Source organism: Shewanella sp. KCT (assembly GCF_007636505.1).
GTDB lineage: Bacteria > Pseudomonadota > Gammaproteobacteria > Enterobacterales > Shewanellaceae > Shewanella > Shewanella halotolerans.
In genome coordinates this window covers 119,483-137,268 of the sequence record NZ_LVDJ01000012.1, presented here as the reverse complement: position 1 = coordinate 137,268, position 17,786 = coordinate 119,483, and the positions used below count along the sequence as shown (strand labels likewise).

The following is a 17,786-nucleotide window of genomic DNA, read 5'->3' as shown; positions in this document are numbered from 1 at the left end:
CGTCAGCAACAACTTGAGCTTTCATAACATCCAAAGGCACCCTTATAGGGTGCCTCAAAAGCAAAGCCACCTGCTATGCAGGTGGATTTTTACTTTTCTGCTTCGCTAAGTTTTATATAAGTCACTTTATTTAAATCACTTTATCCTTGTAGCTTTATCTCAGTCGCTTTATCCCATGATCGGTAGTGATGAAATTGACCAGATCCCTTGGTGAGTTTCGCAACTTGTTTGGGGAAAACCTTAAATCAAAAATGCAGAATCACCATAAATTGGCATAATTACAACGAGTTACAGTTTTGGCATCTTGCTTGCTGTGTCTTAATCAATCTCACAGGGAGTCGGTTACGGAGCTTAAGATGAAAAACAACATGGTTAACAAGGCATTGGTAAGTTTAAGTCTGCTAGTAGGTTTGATGAGCGTGGGCGCTCAGGCGGCCTCTAGCATCACACTTAACGATGAGTTCGATTATCGCGGCCAGAAGGTGGCGCTGGACATGGATGTGGGTCAGGCGGAGTTGATCGCCGGCGACCAGGATAAGGTGCGGGTCGAGGTGGTCGTAAAGGCCAATGATTCGAAATGGTTTGGCTTTTGGCAAAACAGCGATGTGAGCTCGGCCAAGTTCGATATTCTCGATGATGGCGACAAGCTGGTGCTGCGCCTGGCGGATCAGGATGATGTGAATCAGAAGTGGCGTGTCTATCTGCCCCGTAACGCCGCGCTCAAGGTGGATGCAGGCGTCGGCGAGGTGATTGTCGATGGCCTGAGTGCCAGCATAGAGGTGGAACTTGGGGTAGGTCGCGCGGAGATCACGCACCAGGCGAGCTTTGGTGATGTGTCGCTCGAGTCAGGCGTGGGCGAGGTGAGCATTCGTGATGGTGGTCAGCGCCTCAAGGTCAACCAAAACTTGGTGAGCCAGAGCTATCATCAGCAAGGCACTGCTGGCGATGACCATCTGTATGTTTCGGTGGGTGTGGGCGAGATCGACGTGCGCAACTAGCCACTGAAAATCAATAAGCGATAAGCGTAAAAAAACCGACCCTAGGGTCGGTTTTTTTATGCAAGGGCGTCTATTTCTGACAGCTTAAGTTAGCCGATGATTTTAGTTCTCAGGCGTCAGCGCAGGGCCTGTTTTGGATCGTAGGCGCTTAAGCTGAGGCAATAGCTGCTGCAGCGCCAGCGCAGTTAGGATAAGCCCCAGGCCGATAAAGGTCGATGGTGTGATGGTCTCTTGCAGGATCCAGGCGATGAAGCCCACCGAGAGTACAGGGGTGATGAAGACCAGGGTACTCATGCTGGCGGTGCGATCCGCTTTTTTCAGCGCCACCAACCAGAGGACGAAGGTGACTCCCATCTCAAACAGGCCTACATAGATGCCGGCGCCAAGGGCCTTGAGATCCCAGCTCGGCAGCGATTGGGTCAGCAGCAGGGTCACCAAAATAAACGGCAGTCCCACCAAGAAGCTCAGCAGCAGACTCACCACTGGGTCGCCCTCATCCTTAGTGTTGACTATCCAGTAGAGGGACCAAAGCAGGGTGCTGGTGAGCGCCAGCAGTACCCCGGTAGCACTCTCGAAGCGCACGCTGGTGATCTCGCCATTGGTGGCGATAACGAAGACACCCAGATAGGCGATCAACGCCGCGGTGAGATCGCTCTTGCGTAGCTTCTGTTTCAATAGTGGCACCGCCAGCAGCGGCAGCAGTATGGCCCAGGTGTAGTTGAGTGATAGCGCTTGCTGGGCGGGGAGCAGGGCGTAGGCCTTGAACAGCACCAGATAATAAAGGAAGGGATTGAGCAGCCCGGTCTGCAGGTAGAACCAGGGACGACTGTTAAATTGGCGCTTAATGAGGTGCAGCTTACCGGTCGCGGCGAGTATGACGCCTAGGGCGAGGATAGAGGTCGAGACGGCGACAAACACTAGCTGTAGGGGCGTAAAATGGCTCAGGGCCAACTTGAAGGCGGTGGCGACGGTCGACCAGAGTAAGATGGCCGCTAAGGCATAGAGATAAGCTTGGTTGGATGATTTCACTGAACCTTCTCACTAAACGAGACAACTAAAAAAATCCCACGCGCCTAGGGCACAGAGGGAGTTTTACTTCGATTGCATGCATTATACGCTTCTTGTTGGCCGCCCGGCAGCTTTTAAGATCAAAAAAATACTCAATTAAGTTAATTTTTATCTTTCTTGCCCTTGTATTCCCAATTGCTGTCCCAATATAGGGTGTTAAGGAAAGATATTGGCTCGGAAAATTAGGCTTGAAAACGAATTCGCCTATCCCCATATCTGAATCAGATAACAAAGTTAGCGTAAGTTAAAAGTTTTTTGGAGGACTCCATGGGTAAAATTATTGGTATCGATTTAGGTACAACTAACTCTTGTGTAGCTGTACTTGATGGCGATAAAGCACGCGTAATTGAAAACGCGGAAGGCGATCGCACTACCCCGTCGATCATCGCATATACAGGCGAAGAAGTATTAGTTGGTCAGCCTGCGAAACGCCAAGCTGTAACAAACCCAAAGAATACCTTCTTTGCTATTAAGCGTCTTATCGGTCGTCGTTTCAAAGATGACGAAGTACAGCGCGACGTAGACATCATGCCATTTAAGATCATCGCGGCAGACAACGGTGATGCATGGGTTGAAGCGCACGATAAGAAGATGGCACCGCCACAAGTTTCTGCAGAGATTCTGAAGAAGATGAAGAAGACTGCCGAAGACTACCTGGGCGAGCCAGTAACCGAAGCGGTAATTACCGTTCCGGCTTACTTTAACGATTCACAACGTCAGGCGACCAAAGACGCCGGTCGTATCGCTGGTCTGGAAGTTAAGCGTATTATCAACGAGCCTACTGCTGCTGCACTGGCTTACGGTATCGATAAGAAGCAAGGCGACAATATCGTTGCGGTATACGACTTAGGTGGTGGTACCTTCGATATCTCTATCATCGAGATCGATAGCGTAGATGGCGAGCAAACTTTCGAAGTGCTTGCAACAAACGGTGACACTCACTTAGGTGGTGAAGACTTCGATAACCGTCTGATCAACTACCTGGCCGACGAGTTCAAGAAAGAGCAGTCTCTGGATCTGCGTAACGATCCACTGGCGATGCAGCGTCTGAAAGAAGCTGCCGAGAAGGCGAAGATCGAGCTGTCTAGCACCACGCAGACTGAAGTTAACCTGCCATACATCACGGCAGATGCGACAGGCCCTAAGCACTTAGTGGTTAAGATCACTCGCGCCAAGCTTGAGTCTCTGGTTGAAGACCTGATCCAACGTTCACTCGAGCCGCTAAAAGTGGCACTGGCTGACGCAGACCTGTCTGTATCAGACATCAACGAAGTGATTCTGGTGGGTGGTCAAACCCGTATGCCTAAGGTTCGTGCAGAAGTCTCTGCCTTCTTCGGCAAAGAGTTGCGTCAAGACGTTAACCCTGATGAAGCGGTTGCTATCGGTGCTGCGGTTCAGGCGGGTGTACTGGCCGGTGACGTGAAAGACGTACTGCTGCTAGACGTAACGCCTCTGTCTCTGGGTATCGAAACCATGGGCAGCGTGATGACTAAGCTTATCGAGAAGAACACCACTATCCCGACTAAGGCTAGCCAGACCTTTTCAACGGCCGATGACAACCAGAGCGCGGTAACCATTCACGTGCTACAGGGTGAGCGTAAGCAATCTAGTGCTAACAAGTCGCTGGGTCAGTTCAACCTGGAAGGTATCGAGCCTGCACCACGTGGCATGCCACAAATTGAGGTGGCCTTCGATATCGACGCCGATGGTATTCTGCACGTGTCTGCGACCGACAAGAAGACGGGCAAGGCACAGAACATCACCATCAAGGCCTCTTCTGGTCTGAGCGATGAAGAAGTTGAAGCTATGGTACGTGACGCTGAGGCGCACGCCGATGAAGACGCTAAGTTCGAAGAGCTAGTGACTGCACGCAACCAGGCTGACGGCATGGTTCACGCAACTAAGAAGCAGATCGAAGAAGCGGGCGATGCACTGCCAAGCGAAGACAAAGAGAAGATCGAAGCAGCGATGGCTGAAGTCGATACAGCCACTAAGGGCAACGACAAAGAAGCTATCGAAAAGGCAACGCAAGCCCTGATGGAAGCGTCTGCCAAGCTGATGGAGATCGCTCAGGCTAAGGCGCAAGCTGGCCAAGGCGAGCAGGCTCAGCAGTCTAACGAAGCTCCTGCTGATGATGTTGTCGATGCCGAGTTTGAAGAAGTTAAAGACGACAAAAAATAATTCAGGCCCAGCCTAAATTATTTCCAGCGGGCGTTATGGGGTAACTCTAACGCCCGTTCGTACAACTTAAGGGGCAGTTGATCTTTTTAGATTGAACAAAAAGTAAACCTAAAAGATCAACAGACCCTAGCGCAGAAAGTATGAGACTATGTCAAAGCGAGATTATTACGAAGTATTGGGCGTAGGTCGCGACGCCAGCGAGCGTGAGATTAAGAAGGCCTATAAGCGCCTCGCCATGAAATTTCACCCGGACCGCAACCCAGGTGACAAGGCGGCCGAAGCCAGCTTCAAAGAGGTAAAAGAAGCCTACGAAATTCTAACCGACAGCGATAAGAAGGCGGCCTATGACCAGTTTGGTCACGCGGGTGTCGATCCTAATCGCGGCGGTGGCGGATTTGGCGGCGGCGCCGACTTCGGTGATGTATTCGGTGACGTATTTGGTGACATCTTCGGTGGTGGACGCCGTGGTGGCCAGCGTCAGGCGGCGCGCGGCTCAGATCTGCGTTACAACCTGGAACTGTCACTGGAAGAGGCGGTACGTGGCCTGACCAAAGAGCTACGTATTCCGACCTTAGCCACCTGTGACCTTTGTGACGGTAGCGGTGCCAAGAAAGGCAGCTCACCCACCACATGTGGTACCTGTCACGGTCAGGGCCAGGTGCAGATGCGCCAAGGTTTCTTCGCAGTGCAGCAAGCCTGTCCTACCTGTCATGGCCGCGGTAAGATCATCAAAGATCCTTGCGGTAAGTGTCATGGCGAAGGCCGCGTAGAGAAGAGCAAGACACTGTCGGTGAAAATTCCTGCGGGCGTGGATACCGGCGATCGCATTCGTCTGTCGGGCGAAGGGGAAGCGGGCGAGTTCGGCGCGCCTCCAGGGGATCTCTATGTACAGGTCACAGTGCGTGAGCATGCCATCTTCGTACGTGACGGTAACAACCTCTACTGCGAAGTGCCTATTTCATTTAGCACGGCGGCATTGGGCGGTGAGATCGAAGTGCCGACACTCGATGGCAAGGTCAACCTGAAGATCCCATCGGAAACCCAGACGGGCCGTATGTTCCGTCTGCGTGGCAAAGGGGTTAAGTCGGTGCGCAGCCATGCGGTCGGCGACCTGCTATGTAAGGTGGTGATGGAAACGCCGGTGAATTTGAGCGACAAGCAAAAAGAGCTGCTACGTGAGTTCGATAACACCCTGACGGGTTCATCAAAGAAGCACAGCCCTAAGGCGGAAGGCTTCTTCGATGGCGTGAAGAAGTTCTTTCAGGACTTGAACAGCTAAGCCTTGCTGATACACAATTAAAAACCTCGCAATGCGAGGTTTTTTTATCGCTACATGTTTTATACCAATCGTAGTAAATAATTGATCATGCTAGTTTGTTAAAACGTCCGATAACTGCGTTACTATTTTTGATTGTAGAATAACTACTTATCGAAAAATTCTGCCTTGTTCTCGAGCGTTTTTCCTGCACTATTTCTGAACACTTACTTACCGTGATTGGTATTAGCTATCTTTAAATAGCCAAGAATAAAGTTTCATAACGAGAAGGGATAAGAGATGAAACAGTTAACTGCGGCGCTGGTAATACTTTTATTAGCCGGCTGCGCTACCACACAATCGCCCACAGGGCGTAAACAGACCCTGCTGTTTTCAGCCCAGCAGATGGATCTGATGGGGGCCGAATCTTTTGCCGAGATGAAGAAGCAGCAGAAGGTGAGCCTGGATAAGCAGGTCAATCAGTATGTGGCCTGTGTGGCCAACCGCATCACCTCGGTATTGCCGGGCCGTCAGCCCAACTGGGAAGTGGTGGTGTTCGAATCGGATCAGGTGAACGCCTTCGCCTTGCCTGGAGGGCATATCGGCGTCTATACCGGATTGCTCAAGGTGGCGAAGAGTCAGGATCAGCTGGCGACCGTCATTGGCCATGAGGTGGCCCACGTGCTGGCCAATCATAGCAACGAGCAGGTGTCACGGGCGCAGATGACAGGCGTTGGCATGCAGATCGCCGGCGCCGCCATCGATGTCAGCGGCCTGAGCAACAAGGACCTCTACATGTCGGCCCTGGGCCTGGGCGCTCAATATGGCTTTATCCTGCCCTATGGCCGTGCCCAGGAGAGTGAGGCCGATGTCATGGGCGTCGAGTTGATGGCCAGAGCCGGGTTTGACCCGAGCCAGAGCATCAGCCTGTGGCTGAACATGGCCAAGGCGGGAGGCAGCCAGGGCCCAGAGCTGCTGTCGACCCATCCGTCCCATGACCACCGTATCGCCGATCTGCAGCAGATGCTGCCGGAGGTGACGCCGCTGTATCGAGCCGCGAGCGCCAGTGGAAAAAATCGCTGTGACTAGGGGCTGTTGACCTTTCCTGTTTGTTTTTACAGCAAAAGCTGCCCGAAGGGTTCATCTAAACGCGCCTTGCTCTTTGTTATTCGCAATTTACATAGTGCAACTATGCTTCATTGCTCTCGCCTTGAGCAAACCGCGTTTAGATTGAACAAAAAGTAAACCTGAAAGATAAACAGACCCTAGGGGCAATTTTTAGGTTTTTTATCACAGTCTGTGATAAAATCCGCCGCGAAATTAATTGAATAAATGAGAGTACAATCATTATGTCTGATAAGTTCACCACAATTGAACAGCACGCCAGCTACGGCGTTGGCCGCCAATTAGGCGAGCAACTCGCAGCTAACTCATTCGAAGGTATCGATATTTCAGCTGTTCAGGTTGGTCTGTCAGATGCGTTTGAAGGTAAAGAGAGTGCTGTCTCTATGCAAGATCTTCAAACTGCATTCACTGAGATTAGTCAGCGTATTCAAAAGGTTCAGGAAGAAGCTGCTGCGGCTGCATCGGCCGAAGGCGAAGCTTTCCTGGCTGAAAACCAAAAGCGTGACGGCGTTGTGACCCTGGAGTCTGGTCTGCAATATGAGATCATCACCGAAGGTTCAGGCGACAAGCCAAGCTATGATTCGACTGTGCGTACTCACTACCATGGTACTTTCATCAGCGGTGACGTATTCGACAGTTCAGTACTGCGCGACCAGCCTGCCGAGTTCCCAGTATCTGGCGTGATCGCCGGTTGGACCGAGGCACTACAACTTATGCCTGTTGGTTCTAAGTGGAAGCTGTATGTACCGCATCACCTGGCCTATGGCGAGCGTGGCGCAGGTGCCTCAATTCCTCCTTATTCGGCACTCGTGTTCGAAGTGGAATTGCTCGACATTATCTAATCGAAATAGCCTAAGCGTTTGCTTAGGCTTTTTTTTGAAATGATTTGGCGTTAGCCTTGTGCTCAAATAACCGCAGCAAATGTTTAGGAGAATTAGATGACAGAGCAAGTAAGAGTGGCGATAACCGGTGGCAGTGGTCGCATGGGCCGAACTCTTATTGAATCGGCAAAACTCAGCAGCAACATCTATTTAGGTGCGGCGGTTGAGCGTGCGGGTTCCACATTGATAGGTGTCGATGCGGGCGAACTCGCCGGTGTGGGCGCGATGAATGTTGCCATCACTGATTCGCTGGACAATGCCGTAGACGATTTCGATATCCTGATCGACTTTACCTCGCCCGAGGCCAGTGTGGTGCATACCGACTGGTGTTCTCGTAACGGTAAGGCGATCGTCATCGGCACCACTGGCTTTAATCATGCCCAGAAAGAGCAGATTGCCGCCTACGCCGAGAACACGCCTATCGTGATGGCGCCTAACATGTCTGTGGGGGTCAACCTGATGTGGCGCCTTTTGGAGCTGGCCGCCGAGGTGATGGGCGACTACACAGATATCGAGATCATCGAAGGCCACCACAGACATAAGAAAGATGCGCCTTCGGGCACTGCACTTAAGATGGGCGAGGTGATCGCCGAAGTCTTGGGTCGAGATCTGGAAAAATGCGCCGTCTATGGCCGTGAGGGGATCACCGAAGAGCGTAGCCGTGAGACCATAGGCTTCTCTACCATTCGCGCCGGAGATTTGGTGGGTGAGCACACCGCCATGTTTGCCGATATCGGTGAACGTCTGGAGATCACCCATAAAGCCTCGAGTCGTATGACCTTTGCCAACGGTGCCATGCGCGCCGCATTTTGGCTAGGCGATCAGGGCCCCGGATTATACGACATGCAACAGGTCTTGGGCCTGAAGGATTAGTATTTAAAAAAAACGCCAATTTGGCGTTTTTTTTTGAAAGAAAGTACCGCTTATCTATAGACGAACTTCACAATTACCTTTAAAATTGTCGGAATTTGTCAAAATTTCGTATTTAAGCGGAAGTTGGTATTTTAAAAGTAAAATAAAACCTTATTATTCAATGGCTTGGCTCTTTTCGGAGGTCGCGTTGACAAAGTCTGCCTTACTCGTACTCGAAGATGGAACCGTATTCTCTGGCACTGCAATCGGTGCTGATGGACTCGCAGTTGGTGAAGTGGTATTTAACACTTCCATGACGGGTTACCAAGAGATCCTCACGGATCCTTCCTATTCTCGTCAAATTGTTACTCTAACCTACCCACACATTGGTAACACTGGTACCAATAGTGAAGATACCGAATCTGAAGCCGTCCATGCATGTGGTCTGATCATCCGCGATCTACCGCTACTGGCGAGCAACTTCAGAAATCAGCAATCCCTCAGCGATTACCTAAAAAGCAATAATGTTGTAGGCATTGCCGATATCGACACACGTAAACTAACACGTATCCTCAGGGAAAAAGGGGCACAAGCGGGTGCCATCTTAGTGGGTGACATGGATGAAGCTAAGGCGCTGGCGGCTGCCAAGGCGTTCCCTGGCTTGAAAGGCATGGACTTGGCCAAAGAAGTGACCACGCAGAAGCAATACCAATGGCGTAGCGGTAGCTGGCGTCTGGTGGGCGGCCTGCCGAGCGACACCCCTGAGTCAGAACTGAAATACAAGGTCGTGGCCTACGACTACGGCGTTAAGCGCAACATCCTGCGTATGCTGGTTGACCGTGGCTGCGATGTGACTGTAGTACCGGCGCAAACCCCTGCTGCTGAAGTGCTGGCGATGAATCCAGATGGCATCTTCCTGTCAAACGGCCCTGGTGACCCAGAGCCATGTGACTACGCCATCGAAGCGATTCAGGCTTTCCTCAAGACTGACATTCCACTCTTCGGTATCTGCCTTGGCCATCAGCTGTTGGCACTGGCCTCAGGCGCTAAGACACTGAAGATGAAGTTTGGTCACCATGGTGCCAACCACCCGGTGAGCAACCTGGAGAAGGGCAACGTGATGATCACCAGTCAGAACCATGGTTTTGCTGCCGATGAGACCAGCCTGCCGGCCAACGTTAAGGTGACCCATAAGTCGCTGTTTGATGGCTCGTTGCAGGGTATTCACCTGACCGACAAGCCAGCGTTCAGCTTCCAGGGCCACCCTGAGGCAAGCCCGGGTCCGCACGACGCCGCGCCGCTGTTCGATCACTTTATCGAGTTGATCGAAGAATATCGTCATAACGCCAAGTAGTCCGGGAGAAAGTTTCAGCAATGCCAAAACGTACAGACATAAAAAGTATTCTTATCCTGGGTGCCGGCCCGATTGTAATCGGTCAGGCATGTGAGTTCGACTACTCGGGTGCCCAGGCGTGTAAGGCGCTTCGTGAAGAGGGATACCGGGTTATTCTGGTGAACTCTAATCCAGCGACCATCATGACAGACCCAGAGATGGCCGATGCCACTTACATCGAGCCAATTCACTGGGAAGTGGTGCGCAACATCATCGCTAAGGAACGTCCCGATGCGATTCTACCGACCATGGGCGGTCAGACGGCACTGAACTGTGCCCTGCGCCTTGAGGCAGAAGGTGTGCTGGCCGAATTTAACGTCGACATGATAGGCGCGACCGCCGATGCCATCGACAAGGCCGAAGACCGTAGCCGTTTCGATGCGGCGATGAAGAAGATTGGTCTCGAGTGTCCTCGCGCCGGTATCGCCCGCAGTATGGAAGATGCCTACGAGGTACTCGAGCAGGTTGGTTTCCCTTGTATTATCCGTCCATCATTCACCATGGGTGGCTCGGGCGGTGGTATCGCCTACAACAAGGAGGAGTTCGAGGAGATCTGTTCTCAGGGTCTCGAGCTGTCACCGACCAACGAACTGCTGATCGATGAGTCGCTCATCGGTTGGAAAGAATATGAGATGGAAGTGGTTCGTGATCGCAACGATAACAGTATCATCGTCTGCTCTATCGAAAACTTCGATCCTATGGGCGTGCACACCGGTGATTCAATCACAGTCGCACCGGCGCAGACCCTGACCGACAAAGAATATCAGCTGATGCGTAACGCATCGCTAGCGGTACTGCGTGAGATCGGCGTAGAAACCGGTGGTTCAAATGTTCAGTTCGGTATCAACCCGAAAGATGGCCGTATGGTGATCATCGAGATGAACCCGCGTGTATCGCGTTCATCTGCCCTGGCATCGAAAGCGACAGGTTTCCCTATCGCCAAGATAGCCGCCAAGCTGGCGGTGGGCTTCACCCTGGATGAGCTGAGCAACGACATCACTGGCGGTGCAACGCCAGCCTCGTTCGAGCCTGCCATCGACTACGTGGTTACTAAGGTGCCACGCTTCAACTTCGAGAAATTTGCCGGTGCAAATGACCGTCTGACCACTCAGATGAAGTCTGTGGGTGAGGTGATGGCGATTGGTCGTACCTTCCAAGAGTCGCTGCAAAAAGCACTGCGCGGCCTCGAGGTAGGCGTTAATGGCCTAGATCCTATCGTCGATGTCGAAGATAACGATGCCCTGTCGCGCATTCGCCACGAGCTGAAAGAGCCAGGCGCCGAGCGTATCTGGTATATCGCCGATGCCTTCCGCGCCGGTCTGAGCATGGATGCCATCTTCAAGCTGACCAATATCGACCCTTGGTTCCTGGTGCAGATTGAAGAGCTGCTATCACTTGAGAACCAAGTGAAAGAAGCTGGCATGGCTAGCATGGACAAAGATTTCCTTTACAAGCTCAAGCGTAAAGGTTTCTCCGATGCACGTCTCGCGGCCCTGATGGGTGTTAGCGAGTCTGAGATGCGTAAGCTGCGTTACCGTTACGAAGTGTACCCAGTGTACAAGCGCGTCGATACCTGCGCCGCCGAGTTCTCGACTGATACCGCCTACATGTACTCGACCTATGAGGAAGAGTGTGAGGCTAACCCATCTAACCGTGACAAGATCATGGTGCTGGGTGGTGGTCCTAACCGTATCGGCCAGGGTATCGAATTCGATTACTGCTGTGTGCACGCGGCGCTTGCCCTGCGTGAAGATGGTTACGAGACCATCATGGTCAACTGTAACCCAGAGACAGTCTCTACCGACTACGATACCTCTGACAGACTCTATTTCGAATCTGTGACACTGGAAGATGTGCTGGAGATCGTGCGTATCGAGCAGCCTAAAGGGGTTATCGTGCAGTACGGTGGTCAGACACCGCTGAAACTGGCTCGTGACCTGGAAGCCGCTGGTGTGCCAATTATTGGTACCAGCCCGGATGCCATTGACCGCGCCGAAGACCGTGAGCGTTTCCAGCAGGCGATTCAACGCCTGGAGATGAAGCAGCCGGAAAACGATACCGTCACTACGGTAGAGGGCGCAGTGATCGCCGCCGAGCGTATCGGGTACCCGCTAGTGGTACGTCCATCCTACGTACTGGGTGGCCGCGCGATGGAGATCGTCTACGACGAGCAAGACCTGCGTCGTTACTTCAACGAAGCGGTTAGCGTCTCTAACGCCTCACCAGTATTGCTGGACCGCTTCCTCGACAACGCCACCGAGGTGGATATCGATGCGGTATGTGACGGCACGACCGTAGTGGTTGGCGCCATCATGGAGCATATCGAGCAGGCGGGTGTTCACTCGGGTGACTCAGGTTGTTCGCTGCCGCCATACACACTTAGCCAGGAGATCCAGGATCAGATGCGCGAACAGGTGCGTAAACTGGCGATGGAACTCGGCGTTGTGGGTCTGATGAACGTGCAGTTCGCGGTACAAGACAACACCATCTACATGATCGAGGTTAACCCACGTGCGGCTCGTACCGTGCCATTCGTCTCTAAGGCGACGGGTGTACCGCTAGCTAAGATCGCCGCGCGCGTCATGGCCGGTCAGAGTCTGGAAGAGCAGGGCTTTACCAAAGAGGTAATTCCACCTTTCTACTCGGTGAAAGAAGTGGTGCTGCCGTTTAACAAGTTCCCGGGTGTTGACCCGCTACTTGGCCCTGAGATGCGCTCGACCGGTGAGGTCATGGGCGTGGGCGCTACCTTCGCCGAGGCGTACGCCAAGGCTGAACTGGGGGCGACCTCTGAGGTGCCTAAGTCGGGCCGTGCGCTGCTCTCTGTACGTAACAGCGACAAGAAGCGTGTTGCCGACCTGGCCGCCAAGCTGATTGAGCTGGGCTATGAGATCGATGCCACCCACGGCACAGCAGTCGTGCTGGGCGAGGCGGGTATCAATCCTCGTCTGGTGAACAAGGTACACGAAGGTCGTCCGCACATTCTTGACCGTATCAAGAACGATGAGTACACCTATATCGTGAACACTACCGAAGGCCGTCAGGCGATCGAAGACTCACGTCAGCTACGTCGTGGCGCGCTGCGTTACAAGGTGAACTACACCACGACCTTGAACGCCGCTTTTGCGACCTGTATGGCGCACTCTGCCGACAGTCGCACCAATGTGACCTCAGTGCAGGAGCTGCACCAGCGCATTAAAGGCTAAGGGTTAACCCTTACGAAAAGGCCGCGCAAGCGGCCTTTTTTATGGGCATTCAATTAGTTGAAATAGATATAACAAGGCAATCTCGATACTGGGCTAATGACGCCATCTTGCTTGCCTTGGGCGCGCCATGGAACACTCAGTTCTGAGGGCGCGCTAACAAACTCTTGGGGATCCGATAGCTTCTCTATGCATCAGGGTATAGAATAGATGGATTCCAAGCGTTCTTTATTCCTGGTCAGTGGCCCAAGTGGTCAGGCTGACTAGGCTGCTTTTGTTTTGAGGAGACGAGTGTTCCTATGAATAAGGTTCCAATGACAGTTGTTGGTGCAAATCAACTGCGTGAAGAGTTAGATTTTTTGAAGTTTGAGAAGCGTCCAAAAATTGCCGAGGCCATTGGGATTGCACGTGAACTGGGCGACTTGAAAGAGAACGCCGAATACCACGCCGCCCGCGAAGAGCAGGGGTTGTGTGAGGCCCGCGTGCGCGATATCGAAGGCAAGCTGTCTCACGCGCAGATCATCGACGTGACCAAGATGGAAAACACAGGCCGGGTGATTTTCGGCACCACGGTAACCATTTTGAACTTGGATACCGAAGAGGAATTTACCTACCGTATCGTGGGTGAAGATGAAGCCGATATTAAGGCCAATCTGATTTCTGTGACCTCGCCGATCGCTCGCGGCCTGGTGGGTAAATCGGAAGGAGATGAAGTCTCTATTCAGACTCCGGGTGGCATGACAGATTATGAGATCACTGCAGTAGAGTATATCTAAACTGATAATGCTCGATTCATGCCCACAAAAAAGCCGCTATCGATAGCGGCTTTTTTGTTGAGTCCAGGAGCTATTTGGCTCTTGGTACGGCAATCTTCATCTCTGGAGATTGACGGAATAGGACCAATACGTGACCGATAAGCTGAACCTTTTCAGCTTGAGTTTCGCGTACAATGGCGTCAACGACTGCATTTTTTAGCTCTCTGTCTCCAGAGGCAACTTTCACTTTGATTAATTCATGATGAGAGAGTGCATTATCAATTTCAGCCAGTACACCTTCAGTCAGGCCATTGGCACCAAGCTGCACAACAGGCTTGAGGTTATGCGCTAAGCCTTTTAGATGCTGTTTTTGTTTGGTTGTTAAGTTCATTTCTACCAACTTTATGCTGAGTTACTGTTGAAAAACCGCTATTCTACCCTCATATAGCCTTTGTGTAACTCATATTTGTTGCGGATTTTAAATGTCAGGTAAAAAACGAACAGCCAGTTCCACCCGTTGGATGCAGGAACATTTCGATGATCATTATGTTAAGTTGTCGCAGAAACGGGGATTGCGTTCGCGCGCTGCGTTTAAAATAGAAGAGATACAACAAAAGGATAAGCTGATTCGCCCCGGCATGACTGTGGTGGATCTCGGGGCAGCCCCTGGGGGCTGGTCGCAGATTGCCGTCAAGCTGGCGGGAGAGACGGGTAAGGTTATCGCCTGCGATATTCTGCCTATGGACCCTATCGTCGGTGTCGATTTTCTGCAAGGTGATTTTCGTGAGGAGAAGGTGCTTAACGCCTTACTCGAACGCGTAGGCGATGCTAAAGTCGATGTTGTATTGTCGGATATGGCACCTAATATGAGTGGTACGGGCGGTGTAGATCAGCCGCGCGCCATGTATTTGGTGGAGCTGGCACTGGATATGTGTCATCAGGTGTTGGCACCAAATGGTAGTTTTGCTGTCAAAGTCTTTCAGGGGGAGGGCTTTGATGAGTATATGAAGGCGGTGAGAGAGGCATTTACCACCGTTAAAACACGTAAGCCAGACTCGTCGCGACCGCGTTCGCGTGAAGTCTATCTTGTGGCGACGGGTTACAAGTTGTAGTAACCTAACGTCAGTAACCGCAAGACTGTATGAGGTCTAGTAATTTTGAGTGATATGGCAAAAAATTTAATTCTCTGGGTTGTCATCGCCGTCGTGCTGATGTCAGTGTTTCAGGGCTACTCCCCCTCTTCATCGAACTCCATGAAGATGGATTATTCAACTTTCTTGGATGATGTTCGCTCCGGCCAGATCAACACCGTCGAGGTGAAGAGTGACCAGCGTACCATCGAGGGTACCAAAAGAACCGGGGAAAAATTTACCACTATCATGCCTATGTATGATCAGGATCTGATCAACGATCTTGACCGTAAGGGTGTGACCATGAAAGGTCAGGAAGCCGAAGAGTCAGGTTTCCTTACACAGATCTTCATCTCTTGGTTCCCTATGCTGTTACTCATCGGGGTATGGATCTTCTTCATGCGCCAGATGCAGGGCGGTGGCGGTAAAGGCGCCATGTCTTTCGGTAAGAGTAAAGCCAAGTTGATGAGCGAAGATCAGATCAAGACCACCTTTGGTGACGTCGCCGGTTGCGACGAGGCCAAGGAAGATGTCAAAGAGCTGGTCGATTACCTTAAAGAGCCCACTAAGTTCCAGAAACTGGGTGGCCGTATTCCTACCGGTGTCCTTCTCGTTGGTCCTCCAGGTACGGGTAAGACCCTACTTGCCAAAGCGATTGCCGGCGAGGCCAAGGTGCCTTTCTTCACGATTTCCGGTTCTGACTTCGTTGAGATGTTTGTCGGTGTCGGTGCCTCTCGTGTCCGTGATATGTTTGAGCAGGCGAAGAAGTCTGCGCCTTGTATCATCTTCATCGATGAGATCGATGCCGTAGGTCGCCAGCGCGGCGCCGGTGTCGGTGGTGGTCACGACGAACGTGAGCAGACCCTAAACCAGATGCTGGTTGAGATGGATGGCTTCGAGGGTAACGAAGGTATTATCGTTATCGCCGCGACTAACCGTCCCGACGTATTGGATGCCGCCTTGCTGCGTCCGGGTCGTTTCGACCGTCAAGTGGTGGTTGGCTTGCCAGACGTACGTGGTCGTGAGCAGATCCTTAAGGTGCATATGCGTAAGGTGCCGCTGGCCGATGACGTTAAGGCGAGCGTGATTGCCCGCGGTACGCCAGGCTTCTCTGGTGCCGATCTGGCTAACCTGGTCAACGAAGCTGCGCTGTTTGCCGCCCGTGGTAATCGCCGCGTGGTGGGCATGGAAGAGTTTGAGAGCGCCAAAGATAAGATCATGATGGGCGCCGAGCGCCGCACCATGGTGATGTCAGAAGAAGAGAAAGAGATGACCGCCTATCACGAAGCGGGTCACGCTATCGTCGGCTGTCTGGTGCCTGAGCACGACCCTGTGCACAAGGTGACTATCATTCCTCGCGGCCGCGCCTTGGGTGTGACCTTCTTCCTGCCTGAGGCCGATGCCATTAGCCAGAGCCGTCGTAAGCTCGAGAGTCAGATCTCTGTGGCCTATGGTGGACGTATTGCCGAGGAGTTGATCTACGGCAGCGAGCGTGTCTCTACCGGTGCTTCTCAAGACATCAAGTATGCGACTACGATTGCGCGTAACATGGTGACTCAATGGGGCTTCTCTGAAAAGCTGGGTCCCGTGCTATATGCCGAAGATGAGGGCGAAGTGTTCCTCGGTCGTAGCATGGCTAAGGCGCAGCATATGTCGGATGAGACCGCATCGATTATCGACCTCGAAGTGAAGCAGCTGATCGACAACAACTATGGACGCGCGCATCAGTTCTTGACCGATAACATGGATATCCTTCATGCGATGAAAGATGCCCTGATGAAGTACGAGACCATAGATTCAACACAGATTGACGATCTGATGGCTCGCCGTGAAGTGCGCCCGCCAGCCGATTGGAACATGGATGAAAATGGTTCTAACGGTAAGGGTAAAGGTGGCCACGGTGAAGCGGTTACTTCGCCAGAGCCTGGCGAAACGCCTGCCGCGGAACCGGCAAGCGAGCCGAAAGAAGGTGATGAATCACCTGTGATTAAGTAAGCTTTATTGCGATAGGTAAAACCCATAATGTCAGAAAACCCCGTCAGGGGTTTTCTTGTTTCAGTTAATCAGTAAGAGATTAAGGAGCCTGTTTTGAAGCAAGGGTTTCAACTCGTTTGTGGTAATAAGTGTCTGGATCTTTCTCAGCCTAGGGTGATGGGGATCCTCAATGTTACTCCAGATTCATTTTCAGACGGTGGCCGTTTTACCAGCATAGAACGTGCTAGTCGTCATGCCGACACTCTAGTCAGTGAGGGCGCCAGCATCATAGATATCGGCGGTGAGTCGACCCGCCCAGGTGCAGCAGAAGTCAGCGTGCAAGATGAGCTGGATAGGGTGGTCCCCCTGGTTGAATATGTCAGTGCCAATCATGATGTGTGGATCTCGGTCGATACCAGCAAGCCAGAGGTAATGAGTGAGGCGGTTGCCGCCGGTGCTCATCTGATCAACGATGTTCGCGCTTTGCAGGAGCCTGGTGCCTTAGCCGTGGCCGCCAAGCTGAATGTGCCTGTCTGTTTGATGCATATGCAGGGACAGCCCAGAACCATGCAAGATGCGCCCGTGTATCAGGATATCATAACGGATGTCAGTGCTTTCTTTGAGGAGCGTATCGAGGCGTGTCTGGATGCCGGAATCGCTAGAGACAATCTGTTGCTGGACCCAGGGTATGGCTTTGGCAAGACGCTGTCACACAACTATGAATTGTTAAACCGTCAGGCCGAGCTTAAGGCTTTCGGTCTGCCGTTGCTTATCGGCCTGTCTCGCAAGAGCATGATTGGCAACCTGCTAAATGTACCGCCGAGCGAGCGTCTGGCGGGCAGCCTGAGCGCCGCGCTCTTGAGTATTCAGCAGGGGGCACATATTATTCGTGTCCATGATGTAAAACCGACCATGGATATGATCGAGGTCATGCAGGCTTGCGCCAATTATCAGGCATTATAGAGTGATGCGCG

The 17,786-nt window shown here is 52.3% G+C and carries 14 protein-coding genes; 12 read left to right on the top strand and 2 right to left on the bottom strand.

The window, feature by feature from the left end:
• Positions 1-356 precede the first annotated feature (356 nt).
• Positions 357-998 carry a hypothetical protein gene (locus AYI87_RS16625; RefSeq protein ID WP_041406686.1) on the top strand — a complete coding sequence of 214 codons (642 nt, stop codon included), beginning with the start codon at positions 357-359 and terminating at the stop codon, positions 996-998.
• 102 nt (positions 999-1,100) lie between these two features.
• Here the strand turns inward: AYI87_RS16625 and AYI87_RS16620 are convergent, their stop codons facing one another.
• Positions 1,101-2,027: a DMT family transporter gene (locus tag AYI87_RS16620; RefSeq protein WP_144203822.1), complete on the bottom strand. Its 927-nt coding sequence runs from the start codon at positions 2,025-2,027 to the stop codon at positions 1,101-1,103.
• A gap of 306 nt (positions 2,028-2,333) precedes the next feature.
• Between AYI87_RS16620 and dnaK the strand changes: the two genes are divergently transcribed.
• The 8 genes from dnaK (at position 2,334) to greA (ending at position 13,729) form a co-directional block, all read left to right on the top strand.
• Positions 2,334-4,247 carry a molecular chaperone DnaK gene (gene dnaK / locus AYI87_RS16615; RefSeq protein ID WP_144203821.1) on the top strand — a complete coding sequence of 638 codons (1,914 nt, stop codon included), beginning with the start codon at positions 2,334-2,336 and terminating at the stop codon, positions 4,245-4,247.
• 148 nt (positions 4,248-4,395) lie between these two features.
• Positions 4,396-5,526 (top strand): molecular chaperone DnaJ, encoded by a 1,131-nt coding sequence (gene dnaJ / locus AYI87_RS16610; RefSeq protein WP_033537389.1) that lies wholly within the window; start codon positions 4,396-4,398, stop codon positions 5,524-5,526.
• A gap of 276 nt (positions 5,527-5,802) precedes the next feature.
• Positions 5,803-6,591 (top strand): M48 family metallopeptidase, encoded by a 789-nt coding sequence (locus AYI87_RS16605; protein WP_144203820.1) that lies wholly within the window; start codon positions 5,803-5,805, stop codon positions 6,589-6,591.
• A 260-nt stretch (positions 6,592-6,851) separates the two neighbouring features.
• Positions 6,852-7,469: an FKBP-type peptidyl-prolyl cis-trans isomerase gene (locus AYI87_RS16600; RefSeq protein WP_144203819.1), complete on the top strand. Its 618-nt coding sequence runs from the start codon at positions 6,852-6,854 to the stop codon at positions 7,467-7,469.
• A gap of 96 nt (positions 7,470-7,565) precedes the next feature.
• Positions 7,566-8,381 (top strand): 4-hydroxy-tetrahydrodipicolinate reductase, encoded by an 816-nt coding sequence (gene dapB, locus AYI87_RS16595; protein ID WP_011866637.1) that lies wholly within the window; start codon positions 7,566-7,568, stop codon positions 8,379-8,381.
• Positions 8,382-8,541: 160 nt separating this feature from the next.
• Complete coding sequence (gene carA, locus AYI87_RS16590; protein ID WP_144203818.1) at positions 8,542-9,714, top strand: glutamine-hydrolyzing carbamoyl-phosphate synthase small subunit; 1,173 nt, start codon at positions 8,542-8,544, stop codon at positions 9,712-9,714.
• Between the two features lie 20 nt (positions 9,715-9,734).
• Complete coding sequence (gene carB, locus AYI87_RS16585) at positions 9,735-12,956, top strand: carbamoyl-phosphate synthase large subunit (RefSeq protein ID WP_144203817.1); 3,222 nt, start codon at positions 9,735-9,737, stop codon at positions 12,954-12,956.
• Positions 12,957-13,252: 296 nt separating this feature from the next.
• Positions 13,253-13,729, top strand: a complete 477-nt coding sequence (gene greA / locus AYI87_RS16580) for a transcription elongation factor GreA (RefSeq protein WP_144203816.1) — start codon at positions 13,253-13,255, stop codon at positions 13,727-13,729.
• Positions 13,730-13,799: 70 nt separating this feature from the next.
• Here greA and yhbY read toward each other — a convergent pair whose 3' ends face one another.
• Positions 13,800-14,099 (bottom strand): ribosome assembly RNA-binding protein YhbY, encoded by a 300-nt coding sequence (gene yhbY, locus AYI87_RS16575; protein ID WP_033537396.1) that lies wholly within the window; start codon positions 14,097-14,099, stop codon positions 13,800-13,802.
• A gap of 91 nt (positions 14,100-14,190) precedes the next feature.
• Here yhbY and rlmE point away from each other — a divergent pair, with 91 nt between their 5' ends.
• From rlmE to folP, 3 genes are all read left to right on the top strand, one after another.
• Positions 14,191-14,820: a 23S rRNA (uridine(2552)-2'-O)-methyltransferase RlmE gene (rlmE, locus tag AYI87_RS16570; RefSeq protein ID WP_011866632.1), complete on the top strand. Its 630-nt coding sequence runs from the start codon at positions 14,191-14,193 to the stop codon at positions 14,818-14,820.
• Positions 14,821-14,865: 45 nt separating this feature from the next.
• Positions 14,866-16,833: an ATP-dependent zinc metalloprotease FtsH gene (gene ftsH, locus AYI87_RS16565; protein ID WP_144203815.1), complete on the top strand. Its 1,968-nt coding sequence runs from the start codon at positions 14,866-14,868 to the stop codon at positions 16,831-16,833.
• A 156-nt stretch (positions 16,834-16,989) separates the two neighbouring features.
• Positions 16,990-17,775 (top strand): dihydropteroate synthase, encoded by a 786-nt coding sequence (folP, locus tag AYI87_RS16560; protein WP_186300659.1) that lies wholly within the window; start codon positions 16,990-16,992, stop codon positions 17,773-17,775.
• Positions 17,776-17,786: the final 11 nt, after the last annotated feature.